The sequence below is a fragment of the Pseudomonas sp. LBUM1661 genome (assembly GCF_059695925.1).
In genome coordinates this window covers 4,855,148-4,867,500 of record NZ_CP166794.1, presented here as the reverse complement: position 1 = coordinate 4,867,500, position 12,353 = coordinate 4,855,148, and the positions used below count along the sequence as shown (strand labels likewise).

Sequence of the window (12,353 nt, the reverse complement as noted above, 5' to 3'; positions counted from 1 at the left end):
CGTCGTGAGACAGTTCGGTCCCTATCTGCCGTGGACGTTTGAGATTTGAGAGGGGCTGCTCCTAGTACGAGAGGACCGGAGTGGACGAACCTCTGGTGTTCCGGTTGTCACGCCAGTGGCATTGCCGGGTAGCTATGTTCGGAATAGATAACCGCTGAAAGCATCTAAGCGGGAAACTAGCCTCAAGATGAGATCTCACTGGGACCTTGAGTCCCCTGAAGGGCCGTCGAAGACTACGACGTTGATAGGTTGGGTGTGTAAGCGCTGTGAGGCGTTGAGCTAACCAATACTAATTGCCCGTGAGGCTTGACCATATAACACCCAAGCAATTTGCTGACCCTTCTTTATCAATGAAAAGGGGCACCAGATTGCGGTGTGTGAAGACGAAACGAACCGAAAGTTCGAGATCTTGCAAAACACCGAAAGCTATCACTTACCCAATTTGCTGAAGCGCGGCCAACCGGCCACGAATCGGTACCCGAATTTCTTGACGACCATAGAGCATTGGAACCACCTGATCCCATCCCGAACTCAGCAGTGAAACGATGCATCGCCGATGGTAGTGTGGGGTTTCCCCATGTGAGAGTAGGTCATCGTCAAGATTAAATTCCGAAACCCCTATCTGCGTATGCAGGTAGGGGTTTTGTTTTGTCCGCAGGAAAGTGGCCTGTAAAAAAGGGACAGCCCAATGGCTATCCCTGGTTACAGCAACATCGTTAGTGGAACTTCGGTAGAACGTGTTCAGCAATCTCTTCAATCACCTCAGCCACCGGACGCTCACTACGACGCACGTGCAAACCGACATGCTGTACACCCGCCTCCCGCAATGCCTGAAGCTCGTCGATCAATGCCAACCGCCCGCAACTGCCGCCAAACCGCACGCGTCGCATCGGTGCATGAGGATTGTCCGCCAGATCCAGATGAACGAAGCTGATGTAGGGTTTATCGCCACCTACCTCGCGCCACAACCCCACTCGACGACGATGTTCGTCCGGAGTGCCGGGGTAGGCGAGCCAACCATCCATGTGTTCACCGATCCAGGCCGGAGATTGCTGCCCAAGACCCGCCACCAATAACGGTACCGGTTGATCACGCTCCGGAAGCAACCGAGCGCCTTCAGGCAGTCGCCCCTCGCCTTGGCTGCGCAGCAACTCGACCGTGTCGCGAAAGATCTCGCCGCGCTGATCGTAGTCGACGCCAAACAACGGATACTCCATCGGGCGGTCGCCGCTGGCCACGCCAAGGAGCAATCGGCCATCGCTCAACTCGTCGACACTGTTGGCCGCCTTCAGCGTTAACCAAGGCTGACGTAGCGGCAGTACCACTGCCGCCGTACCCAGCATGATGTTGTCGGTGATCCCGGCCAGGTAACCAAGATAAGAAAAGGTTTCGAAAACCTGTGCGGCATCACCGAACTGAGGGTCGTAGACCGGCACATCGCGCACCCAGAGTGAGCTGAAACCTGCCTTGTCAGCCAGGCGGGCCATCGCCGCGTGCTGCTTCAGATCGGGTACACCAAACGGCCTACCCTCGGCCATCCTCAGTCGCTGGCCATCGCTGGACCAATCGTTATCCAGTGGCAGTTCCAGGCCTATGGAAAATCCATTCGAGCCAAGCAATCGTTGAAAACGAGGGTGCATGAAATACTCCAAAAAAGGGAATGACATACACCCAGTATCTACAGGCCCTTCTGCAAGAAAAATGCATGAATGGGAATATCAATCTTGCGTAAAACACACGAGTAAGAAAAAAGCCGACCGTCTTTTGGCCTTCAAGGACAACCGTTCAAGGAAATCGCACTAAAGTGATCGCGCTGTTTTTGGTATCGTGCAGCTCGTTTTTTTAACGGACCGATTTCAAGCCCACGGATCGGTGCTCCCTTTTTCAGTCAACGAGCTGCTGCAGAAATGCCCGAAGCCATACCCATCAAGGACCATGAAGTCGAAACGCGCCTGGTCAATAAAAGACTGATGGCGTGCGCGCTCTTCGTCGTCGCGATTACCTGCGCGCTGGTGGTGCGCATGTATGTCCTGCAGGTGGTCGAATTCGACTATCACTCGACGATCTCCGAAAATAACCGGGTCCACGTCCTGCCGATCACGCCCACACGAGGTTTGATCTACGACCGCAATGGCGTGGTTCTGGCGGACAACCGGCCGAGCTTCAACCTTACGATCACCCGCGAACGTGCCTCAGATGTCAAAGAAGAACTGGATGAAGTCGTCAGCCTCCTGCATTTGCCGACGGAAGACCGCACGCTGTTCGACAAGGCAATGAAGCAGGCGCGGCATCCGTTCGTACCCGTCACCCTGTTCTATGAGCTCAGCGAAGAGCAGATCGCCGTGCTCGCGGTAAACGAGTTCCGTCTGCCGGGAATCGATGTCGAGCCACAGTTCGTTCGACACTATCCGTTGGGCGCACATTTTGCGCATTCGATCGGCTACGTCGGTCGTATCAACGAGAAAGAATCCAAAGCCCTGGATACCGTGGAATACCGAGGCACTCAATCCATCGGCAAGACCGGTATCGAAAAATTCTACGAGTCCGAGCTGCACGGTCAGGTCGGTTACGAAGAAGTCGAAACCAACGCCCAGGGCCGCGTGCTGCGAGTGCTCAAGCACACTGATCCGATCCCCGGCAAAAACATCGTCCTGAGCCTCGACGTCAAGCTTCAGGAAGCCGCCGAGGAAGCCTTGGGTGATCGCCGTGGCTCGGTGGTTGCGCTCGATCCGTCGACCGGCGAAGTGCTGGCCATGGTCAGCAAACCGAGCTTCGACCCGAACCTGTTCGTCACCGGTATCAGCTTCAAGGAATACGCGGCGCTGCACGACTCGATTGATCGGCCGCTGTTCAACCGCGTCCTGCGCGGTCTCTACGCGCCGGGTTCGACCATCAAGCCGGAAGTGGCGATTGCCGGCCTCGATGCGGGCGTGGTTACGCCGCAGACCCGCGTCTTCGACCCGGGTTATTACCAGCTCCCGGACTACGACCACAAATACCGCAACTGGAACCACAGCGGCGACGGTTGGGTGGATATGGACGCGGCGATCATGCGCTCCAATGACACCTACTTCTACGACCTCGCCCACAAGCTGGGGATCGATCGCTTGCACGACTACATGGCGATGTTCGGCCTCGGCGAGAAAGTCTCGCTGGACATGTTCGAAGAGTCGGCCGGCTTGATGCCTTCCCAGGCCTGGAAACGCGCTACCCGCCGTCAGGCCTGGTTCCCTGGTGAGACGGTGATCCTCGGCATCGGTCAGGGCTACATGCAGGTCACGCCGCTGCAGCTGGCCCAGGCCACGGCGTTGATTGCCAACAAAGGTGTATGGAACCGCCCGCACCTGGCCAAGACCGTCGACGGTGTCGCGCCGGTGGATGAGCATCCGATGCCGAACATCCTGCTGAAGAATCCGCATGACTGGGAACAGGTCAACCACGGCATGCAGATGGTCATGCACGATGCTCGCGGGATTGCCCGAGCGGCGGCGCAGGGGGCTCAATACCGCATCGCCGGCAAGAGTGGTACCGCGCAAGTGGTGGCGATCAAGCAGGGCGAGCGTTACAACCGGGCGAAAACCCTGGAGCGTAATCGGGACAACGCCTTGTTCGTCGGTTTCGCCCCGGCGGAGCACCCGAAGATTGTCATTTCGGTGATGATCGAAAACGGCGAGGCCGGTGGTCGTGTTGCCGGTCCTGTGGTGCGGCAGATCATGGATGCCTGGCTACTCGATCAGGACGGCCATCTCAAGCCGCAATACGCGACGCCAGCGAAAGCGCCCGGCGATCCTCACGTCTGAATGATCAGGCTTCACAGCGCAGGCTCACGAATACTGAGCATGTGCTGGAAGCTTTCGAGGAACACCGTTTCGGCCTGACTCATCTTCTGCTCGCGATTCCACAACAGCTGGATATCGAAATCTACCACCGACCGCCGCCTTCATTGGCGCGACCGTAACGAAGCCGAAGATGTGCTGCCCGAAGACGTGCGCCAGTGGGAGCAGGCTTGCCCGCGATGAACGATGACTCGGTCCCCCAGATGAAACACAAGCGCTGTAAGGCACTTGCCATCCCCCTGACGTTAACGTAAAGATTGCGACAGGGCGCTGAACTTGAAAGGCGCAAAGCGGACCGATCTGGAGCGCTTGATGACGCTAATAAAAACAACTTCACCCAAACTGCACCGCGAAGCCCGGCTGGCCCGGGAAAAACTCCATCTCGAGGGCGAAGTCCCCGATGGCGTGTTGCGCGCGGAAATCGATGCGTCGTGGCGGCGCAGCCTCAGCCATGGCGTGCATTTCAACGGCAAGCATGAGTTGGCGCTGGAATCGAGCGCGACGCTCGACGTGCTGCTGTCGAGCAATCGGCTGCTGATCGACGCGGCCATGCCGGCGATCGATTACCTGGCCGAACGCCAGGGCAAGGAAGGCCTGATCATTCTCGCCAACTCCGACGCGACCATTCTCGCCGTCGAAGGTCGTGCCGATCGCCTCAAGGGCAGCGGCCTGCAAGACATCACCCTCGGTGCGTGCTGGAGCGAAGCCGCTCGCGGCACCAATGCGCTGGGCACCGCGCTGGTCGAAGCCCGGCCAACGATGATCGATTGCGGCGAACATTACCTCGATCGCCTGACCGATTTCTCCTGCACTTCGGTGCCGATCCACTGCCCGCAGGGCGACATCCTCGGCGTGCTCGACCTGACCCGCGAAGGCCCGCTCGGCCGCGTCCACGACAGCACTGCATTACTGGCCATGGCCGTCAGCCAGATCGAAAGCCGGGTGTTCAACGCCAGCTACCCGGACCAGATCGTCCTGGCCTTCCACAGCCGTCGGCAATACCTCGAATCGCCGTGGCAAGGTTTGCTGGCTGTCAGCCTCGGCGGACAGATTCTGGCGGTCAGCGCCCAGGCCTGCCAGTTGCTGCATGCCGAACGCTCGGCGTTGGTTGGTCGACGCTGCGAAGAATTCCTCGGCGTCGATGGCCTGCAATTGTTATCGCGCCTGCATCAGGGTGGCATCGGCAGCCTGCAAACCGCCAAAGGTGAATTCTTCTACAAAACCCTGCGCGCGCCACAGCGCTCGATCAACGTCAGTACACCTGCGCGCAGCACCGTCAAAACCGCCAAACCCCAACCGGATCTGGATGCTCTGGCCGGCAGCAATGTCCGTTATGCCCGCGCCTTGCGCATGGCCCGGCAAGGCCTGGCCAATGAATTGCCGGTGTTGCTGCTGGGCGAAACCGGCACCGGCAAAGAAGTCATCGCCCGCGCCCTGCACATGGCCGGCACGCGTTGCGACAAGCCCTTCGTCGCGGTGAACTGCGCGGCGATTCCTGAAGGCCTGATCGAGTCGGAACTGTTCGGCTACCGCGAAGGCGCCTTCACTGGCTCCCGGCGCGGCGGCATGATCGGCCGCCTGCAACAGGCCCATGGCGGCACCTTGTTTCTCGATGAAATCGGCGACATGCCGCTGGCCTTGCAGGCGCGTCTGCTGCGGGTGCTGCAGGACCGCAAAGTCGCACCGCTGGGGGCTGGCGAGGAACAGGACATCGACGTCTCCCTGATCTGCGCCACCCACCGCGACCTCAAGCGTCTGGTGGAAGAAAAACACTTTCGCGAGGACCTGTTCTACCGGGTCAACGGCATCAGCGTGATGCTCCCGGCCCTGCGCGAACGCGACGATTTCAACGCTCTGGTCGGCCGGCTGCTGACCAAGCTCGACGCACCGACCGCCGTCCTGCACGACGATTTGAGCCGCTTGCTCGGCAGCTATCACTGGCCGGGCAACATCCGGCAACTGGAGATGGTCCTGCGTACTGCGCTGGCCATGCGCGAACCGGGCGATACCGTGCTCACACTCGACCACTTGCCCGACAGCATGCTCGACGAACTGACCGCCACCGAACGGCCTCAGGCCGGGAGCATTCGTGAAAATGAACTTGAGCTGATTCGCCAATCCCTGGACAGCCATCAGGGCAACGTCTCGGCCGCCGCCGACGCCTTGGGCATCAGCCGCGCGACCTTGTATCGCAAGCTCAAACAGTTGCGCTCGTGATGCAGCGCTTGATCGTTCGGCTGATCCACAGCCAGGACCCCGAAGCCCTGCACGTGGCGTTGCGTTGGCTCTACAGCTTTGTGCGGCCCCATCGGCTGGCGATTGCCGGGTTGCTCGGTTTGTCGGCCTGTGCTTCAGCGCTGGTGCTGGTGCAACCGTGGCTGACCAAACTGCTGATCGACGACGGCCTGCTGGCGCGCAACTTTCCGATGCTGGTGCTGATCGCCGGGCTGATGATCGTTGCCGGGTTGCTCGGCACGCTGCTCTCGGGCATCAATCGCTACCTGCACACGCGGTTGTCCGGGAGAATTCTGTTCAGCCTGCGCGACGACCTTTATCGGCATTTGCAAACCCTGTCGCCGAGCTTTTACGGCCAGCGGCGCATCGGCGACCTGATGTCGCGCCTCGATGGCGACGTCGCCGAGATTCAGCGTTTTGCCGTGGATTCGCTGTTCTCGGCGGTGTCGAGCGTGATCGGCCTGGTGGTCGCCGTGGCCATGTTGTTGACCCTGTCGTGGAAGTTGTCGTTGCTGGCGCTGGTGCTGATTCCCCTCGACGTGCTCTGGCTGCGCTGGATGCGGCGCAAGGTCGAGCGCGATGTGCGGCAATTGCGCGAGCGTTCGGCGGACATGTCATCGTTCATGGTCGAGACGCTGCCGGTGATGAAATTCATCCAGTCCGCCGGCCAGCAACAGCGTGAAGCGCGCCGGCTGGAGACCCTGGGCCATGGCTACATGAGCCAGTTGCTGCGCTTGCAAGTCACCGAATTTTTCACCCAGGCAGTGCCGGGCACGCTGACCTCTCTGTCCCGCGCCTTTGCGTTTTTGATTGGTGGTTATTGGGTGGTGCAAGGCACCTGGCAACTCGGCGCGCTGATCGCGTTCTCCACGTATTTGGGCATGGCCGTCGGGCCGGTTCAGAGTTTGCTTGGACTGTATGTGGCGATTCAGCGGATGACCGTGAGCCTTGGGCGCGTGATGGAATTGCGCGGCGAGGAGCCGACCGTGCTCACACCGGTTTCGCCGCAGCCGATGCCGACCTCCGGCGAGCTGCGTTTCGACGACGTGCACTTCAGCCATCCGGGTCGTCCGACCACCTTGCGCGGCATCGAAGCGCGGATTCCCTACGGCTTGAAAGTTGCCCTGAGCGGCGGTTCCGGGGTGGGTAAATCGACCCTGATTGATCTGCTGCAACGGCACCACGACCCACAGTCTGGCCGAGTGTTGCTGGGGGAGGTCGATTTGCGCGAACTGGACCTGTTCCAGCTGCGTCGGCGGATCGCCGTGGTCAGTCAGGACATCGTTTTGTTTCGCGGCAGCCTTGCCGATAACCTGGCCTACGCCGTGCCGGACGCCAGCCGCGAGGCGATCACCGAAGTGGCGCGTTTGGCGCAACTCGACAGCCTGATCGCCTCTTTGCCCGAAGGCCTCGACAGTCCCTTGGGCGAACGCGGTCAGCAGTTGTCCGGTGGGCAGAAACAGCGCATCGCCATTGCCCGGGCGCTGTTGCAGGACCCGTTGATTCTGGTGCTGGACGAAGCCACTTCGGCGGTCGATGAAGCCACCGAGCGCGAAGTGATCGAGGCCATCGACCGCCTGTTTGCCGGGCGCACGCGGATTCTGATCAGCCACCGTCCTTCCACCCTGGCCGACGCCGATCTGCGCTTTGAATTGTTCGACGGCGTGCTTATTTCAAAAACGGTGCTGCATGAAGCCTGAGTTACGGATCGGCGTGGTGGACAGCGGTCACTCGGCGGCGCAACGGGTGCAGGTGACAGCCGGGCGACGCTTCTCGTTGCTGGCGGACGGGCTGGCCGAAAGTGACCTGCGCGATGATCCGCTGGGCCATGGCAGTGCGGTGATCGAAGCCATCGGCCGGCGCGCACCTTCGGCGGTGTTTTGCGTGGCTCAGGTGTTCGACCAGCGTGGGGTCACCAGCGCGTTGCAGATTGCTACGGCGATTGACTGGCTGGTGGCGCAGGACGTGCGGCTGATCAATTTGAGCCTCGGCTTGCGTCAGGACCGCAGCCTGCTGCGTGAAGCCTGTGCGGCCGCCGTGGCGCGGGGCGTTTTACTCTGTGCATCCAGCCCGGCCCAGGGCGAGGGCGTGTTTCCGGCGAATTATCCGCAGGTGCTGCGGGTGACCGGCGATGCCCGTTGCGCCGAACAGGAATGGTCGTGGCTCAACAGCGCCCAGGCGGATTTCGCGGCGTGCGTGCATGGGACGTATCCGGGGCAGTCCGGTGCCAGTCTCGGTTGCGCGGCGTTGAGCGGGCACATTGCCGGTTTTCTCGCTGAACACCCCGAAGCCAGCAATGAACAGGTGATTGAATGGCTGCGGGAGAACGCTCGATATCGTGGTCCTGAACGGCGTTTCTCACCATGATTCTGATTCTTGGCGCAGGGCCCGCCGGCGCAGCGGTGGCCTTGGGTTTGCGTCGGCTCGGTTACCCCGTGACGCTCGTCAGCGAGTGGCGCCGGTTTGCCGCGCTGGAGGGCGTTAACGTGCGGGTGCTGGAGGCATTGCGTGGTGCCGGCCTGCATCAAGCGCTGGCGGATGCGGCATTGCCTTCCCAGCGGCAGGTGTCTTGGAACGGCCAGCAGCATGCACAAAATATCGAATTCCTATTGGATCGCCCGAGCTTCGATCGAGGCTTGCGCGAGGACCTGCGTGTTGCCGGCGTCGAGCTGATCGAAGGTCGGGTAGTGACGGTACAGTCCTCGGCTTCGGGGCACCGAGTCGAGATCGAAGGACGCGAAACACTGTCCGCAGATTTTCTGGTGGAAGCCCGTGGCCGTCAGGCGCCAACCCTCGGCAAAGGCTTGCGCGGGCCAGAGACCGTCAGCCTGCTCAATCGCTGGCAAGGCACGCCGGGCAGCACCGCCAGTGCGGTGGAAAGCCTTGAGGACGGATGGGCGTGGATGGCGCGGCGGGCCGACGGTCAGTGTTACTGGCAATGGACGGTGGACGTGGCCAGCGCTGAGTTGCCGGGCAAGGCGATGTTGCTCGATTACTGTCGTCAGCGACGCCAGGGCTCGGCGTTGGCCCGGGCGTTTTTCGCTGACGGGCCGGAAACGAATCTGCAACTGCATGCGCGCAGCAGCACCGCTATTTTGTGCCCGCAGGTGTGTGGCGATCACTGGATTCGGGTCGGCGACGCCGCGATGGCGGTGGACCCGCTGTCAGGCAATGGGATCTTTCAATCGTTGTCCTCGGCGTTACAGGCGCCGACGGTGATCAACACGCTGTTGCGCAAACCCGAGCGAGCGGCGCTGGCTCAGCGCTTTCATCAGCAGCGGGTGGAGCAGTTGTTTTTGCGCTTTGCGCGGATCGGGCGGGATTTTTATGCGGATGAACAGCGGTGGCTGGATCAGCCGTTCTGGCAGGCGCGGCGGCGGTGGCCGGATGCTGAGGTGGCGCATGCCGAGGCGGATTTTGCGTCGCTGAGGATTGAGCGGGCGCCGGTGCTGAAGGATGGGTTTGTTGATGAGGTTGAGGTGGTGATTACGGCGGATCAGCCACTGGGGATTTGGCATGTTCAGGGCGTTGAGCTGGCGCCACTGGTGCGGCGCTTACAGACCGAGTCGGCCGAACAGGCGTTGGCCGGGTTGACGGTGGAGCAGAGGCGGGTGGTTCGGGGGTGGTTGTTAAACCAGGGATTTAAACCCTGAGATTTGCGGTAGCCGGTCTGGCCTCATCGCGGGCAAGCCCGCTCCCACAGTGATCTGTGTGATGCCAGAGAGTATGGCTTCAACACAAAACCTGTGGGAGCGGGCTTGCCCGCGATGGCGCCCGAGAGAGCGCCGCTCTTACAACTTGATCAACACCGACTTCAACTCGGTGTAATGCTCGATCGCCGCATACCCCATCTCCCGGCCAACCCCCGACATCTTGTACCCGCCAAACGGCAGTGCCGGGTCCAGGGCGCTGTGGCAGTTGACCCACACCGAACCCGATTTGATGCGCGGAATCATCCGGTGCACCGCCGCCAGGTCATTGGACCAGACGCTGGCCCCCAGCCCATAAGGACTGTCGTTGGCCAAGCGCAACGCCTCGGCCTCGTCATCGAACGGAATCGCCACCAGCACCGGGCCGAAGATTTCTTCCTGCACCAGTGAATGCTTCTGATCGACATCCACAATCACCGTCGGTTTGACAAAGAACCCCGGCCCGAACTGCTCGCCGCCGCAGGCGATGGTCGCGCCACTTTCCCGGCCCTTTTCGATGTACCCGTAAACCCGCTCCTGCTGGCGCGCCGAGATCAGCGGCCCCATCTCGACACTCGGGTCCAGCCCGTTGCCGAGCTTCATCGCGTTGGCGATGTCGGCGATGTCCGCCACCACATTGTCGAAATGCTTGCGCTGCACATACAACCGCGAACCCGCACAGCAGACTTGCCCCTGATTAAAGAAAATCGCGCTGGCGGCACCGGCTGCGGCGGACTTCAGGTCGGCATCGGCCATGACGATGGTCGGTGATTTGCCGCCCAGTTCCAGGGTGACGCGGGTCATGGAATCCATGGCGATCTTGCCGATCTGCTTGCCCACGGCGGTGGAGCCGGTGAAGGTCAGCTTGTCCACCAGCGGGTTGTGGGTCAGGGCCGAACCTGCGGTGATGCCGGTGCCGGTGACCACGTTGAACACGCCTTCCGGATAACCCGCTTCCAGCACCAGTTCGGCGAGTTTCAATGCGGTCAGCGGGGTTTCGTCGGCGGGCTTGAGCACCACGGTGCAGCCGGTGGCCAGGGCCGGGCCGAGTTTCCAGCAGGCCAGCAGCAGCGGAAAGTTCCAGGCGACGATGGCGCCCACCACGCCCACCACGCCCACCGCTTCGCGACGAATAAAGCTGTGGAACTGATCGTTGGGCATCAACGGCATCGACACTTCAACGCTGGAGCCTTCGATCTTGGTGGCCCAGCCGGCCATATAGCGCAGGAAATCGATGGACAGCTGCACATCCATCACCTGGGCGACGGCGGCACTTTTGCCGTTGTTCAGGCATTCCAGTTGCGCCAGCAGTTCGGCATCGCGCTCCATCAGGTCGGCGAGTTTCCACAGCAGGTTCTGTCGCTCCCGGGGGCGGGTGCGGGTCCAGGCGGAATCATCGAAGGCCTGGCGGGCGGCGAGTACCGCGCGGTCGACATCGTCGGGCGTGGCCCGTGGCACCACGCACAGCACTTCGCCGGTGGCCGGGTTGTGCAGCGGCATGGTCTGGCCGTCGGCAGCCTCGACCCATTCGGCACCGATCAGCATGCGCGGCGCGCGCTGGATAAACGCCGAGGTGGCGGGAAGCAAATAAGGGAGGGGCATGGCGAAACCTCTTGTTGTTCGTGAGAGCAGGGGTTTCGCAATGGCTGTGCCAAGTGCCGGGAAGGGCCGGGAGAGCCCTTGCCTGGTTGGGTTTTGCAGCCTGCCAACGGATGACGGTGGTCGGGGTTTTTTCGCATAATGCGACACCCGTTGAGACGACGAGCAACCGGGTTGCGACCTTGAGGCCTCCACTATTGAGGACTAGAATTTTCAGGCTCGGTGGGTGAAATGACGGAGCATTTACCCCGTCACACCTCTGGCTCGAGGGAGGTAGCGATGTTCCTTTCAACCCTGGAAATACAAAGCATCATTGAGCATAAAATGTTGCCCGCCGTGTGCACGTGCAGCGTCGAAGCAGACCAATCCCTGACGATTCGGGTCTGCGACTGCATGACCGGCAAAGTCGATCTGGTGGCGACCCATGTTCCCCTGTGGACGCTGGACAGCCCCCACGCAATTGCCTCGCTGGTGGCCGATATGCGGCAGGAAATCGAAGCTCATAAAGGCGTTCAGCCGACCTTTTACATCTGAACCGGCGTCATGCCGCACCACGGAGGTGGTGCGGCTCGCGCCAATTATTCAAGACGCAATTTTTCGCGAAATTTCTTCGAACGTGGCGCCATCTACGGCGGCTAACAACTTTCGGTCATCGTCCAGTGTTGCCAGAAAGGTCACTTCGGTTTCCTTGCCCGCCAACATGAAACCGGCGATCGCCCCGATAGGGCCCAGCAGCATGGCCCCGGCCACGGGTGAAGCGGCGTTCTGAGGGTGAAAACGCCGTCTCTGTACTCTCCGTCACCCTGCAGAAAGTCCCCCGCCAGGACAGTGATGCTTGCCATTTTTTTATCCTCGACTGGCAATCGGTGAACAACCATTTCGCACGTGCAAGGAACCGTCGTCAATCGTCGGGCGATGAGCTGTTCCGGCCGGGGCATCTATGCTTGTCTCAGACTGCAACACCTGTCGCGATATTAGACGCAGGCGATCGGGT

Annotated in this window: 8 protein-coding genes, 2 rRNA genes and 2 pseudogenes (1 of these 12 cut by a window edge); 8 read left to right on the top strand and 4 right to left on the bottom strand. The window is 61.0% G+C overall.

Features of this window, described 5'->3' with window-relative positions:
- Positions 1-314, top strand: a 23S ribosomal RNA gene (locus ACA057_RS22240); it begins 2,578 nt to the left of the window's first position.
- A gap of 172 nt (positions 315-486) precedes the next feature.
- Positions 487-602 (top strand): 5S ribosomal RNA (gene rrf, locus ACA057_RS22235).
- Positions 603-716: 114 nt separating this feature from the next.
- Here the strand turns inward: rrf and ACA057_RS22230 are convergent.
- Positions 717-1,640, bottom strand: coding sequence for a TIGR03571 family LLM class oxidoreductase (locus ACA057_RS22230; RefSeq protein ID WP_497342366.1), 924 nt, complete (start codon positions 1,638-1,640; stop codon positions 717-719).
- A 267-nt stretch (positions 1,641-1,907) separates the two neighbouring features.
- Here ACA057_RS22230 and mrdA point away from each other — a divergent pair, with 267 nt between their 5' ends.
- Entirely contained in the window at positions 1,908-3,800 is a 1,893-nt protein-coding gene (mrdA, locus tag ACA057_RS22225; RefSeq protein ID WP_497342364.1) for a penicillin-binding protein 2, read from the top strand.
- A gap of 11 nt (positions 3,801-3,811) precedes the next feature.
- On the opposite strand, the pseudogene ACA057_RS22220 reads toward mrdA, so the two are convergent.
- A pseudogene (locus ACA057_RS22220) lies at positions 3,812-3,928 on the bottom strand (LysR family transcriptional regulator); the annotation flags it as partial.
- Positions 3,929-4,148: 220 nt separating this feature from the next.
- On the opposite strand from ACA057_RS22220, the gene ACA057_RS22215 reads away from it, so the two are divergent.
- The 4 genes from ACA057_RS22215 to qhpG are packed head-to-tail and all read left to right on the top strand — an operon-like array spanning position 4,149 to position 9,724.
- Positions 4,149-6,053, top strand: a complete 1,905-nt coding sequence (locus ACA057_RS22215) for a sigma-54-dependent Fis family transcriptional regulator (RefSeq protein ID WP_497342362.1) — start codon at positions 4,149-4,151, stop codon at positions 6,051-6,053.
- Positions 6,053-7,771, top strand: a complete 1,719-nt coding sequence (locus tag ACA057_RS22210; protein ID WP_497342360.1) for an ABC transporter ATP-binding protein — start codon at positions 6,053-6,055, stop codon at positions 7,769-7,771. Before ACA057_RS22215 ends, ACA057_RS22210 begins: the two co-directional genes overlap by 1 nt.
- A complete protein-coding gene (qhpE, locus tag ACA057_RS22205; protein ID WP_497342358.1) occupies positions 7,761-8,438 on the top strand; it encodes a subtilisin-like serine protease QhpE in 678 nt (225 codons plus the stop codon). Before ACA057_RS22210 ends, qhpE begins: the two co-directional genes overlap by 11 nt.
- Positions 8,435-9,724, top strand: a complete 1,290-nt coding sequence (gene qhpG / locus ACA057_RS22200) for a flavin-dependent monooxygenase QhpG (protein WP_497342356.1) — start codon at positions 8,435-8,437, stop codon at positions 9,722-9,724. The genes qhpE and qhpG overlap by 4 nt, the downstream gene beginning before the upstream one ends.
- Before the next feature lie 138 nt (positions 9,725-9,862).
- Here qhpG and ACA057_RS22195 read toward each other — a convergent pair whose 3' ends face one another.
- Positions 9,863-11,362, bottom strand: a complete 1,500-nt coding sequence (locus tag ACA057_RS22195; RefSeq protein ID WP_497342354.1) for an aldehyde dehydrogenase family protein — start codon at positions 11,360-11,362, stop codon at positions 9,863-9,865.
- 276 nt (positions 11,363-11,638) lie between these two features.
- On the opposite strand from ACA057_RS22195, the gene ACA057_RS22190 reads away from it, so the two are divergent.
- The gene (locus ACA057_RS22190; RefSeq protein ID WP_401358776.1) at positions 11,639-11,893 is read left to right on the top strand and encodes a DUF1652 domain-containing protein; all 255 of its coding nucleotides are present in this window, start codon (positions 11,639-11,641) and stop codon (positions 11,891-11,893) included.
- A gap of 48 nt (positions 11,894-11,941) precedes the next feature.
- On the opposite strand, the pseudogene ACA057_RS22185 reads toward ACA057_RS22190, so the two are convergent.
- Positions 11,942-12,201: pseudogene (locus ACA057_RS22185) on the bottom strand (hypothetical protein).
- Between the last annotated feature and the right edge of the window lie 152 nt (positions 12,202-12,353).

Excerpts from the sequence above, each read along its gene's own strand:
- ACA057_RS22230 (WP_497342366.1), bottom strand. The coding sequence starts at position 1,640 with ATGCACCCTCGTTTTCAACGATTGCTTGGCTCGAATGGATTTTCCATA.
- mrdA (WP_497342364.1), top strand. The coding sequence starts at position 1,908 with ATGCCCGAAGCCATACCCATCAAGGACCATGAAGTCGAAACGCGCCTG.
- ACA057_RS22215 (WP_497342362.1), top strand. The coding sequence starts at position 4,149 with ATGACGCTAATAAAAACAACTTCACCCAAACTGCACCGCGAAGCCCGG.
- ACA057_RS22210 (WP_497342360.1), top strand. The coding sequence starts at position 6,053 with ATGCAGCGCTTGATCGTTCGGCTGATCCACAGCCAGGACCCCGAAGCC.
- qhpE (WP_497342358.1), top strand. The coding sequence starts at position 7,761 with ATGAAGCCTGAGTTACGGATCGGCGTGGTGGACAGCGGTCACTCGGCG.
- qhpG (WP_497342356.1), top strand. The coding sequence starts at position 8,435 with ATGATTCTGATTCTTGGCGCAGGGCCCGCCGGCGCAGCGGTGGCCTTG.
- ACA057_RS22195 (WP_497342354.1), bottom strand. The coding sequence starts at position 11,362 with ATGCCCCTCCCTTATTTGCTTCCCGCCACCTCGGCGTTTATCCAGCGC.
- ACA057_RS22190 (WP_401358776.1), top strand. The coding sequence starts at position 11,639 with ATGTTCCTTTCAACCCTGGAAATACAAAGCATCATTGAGCATAAAATG.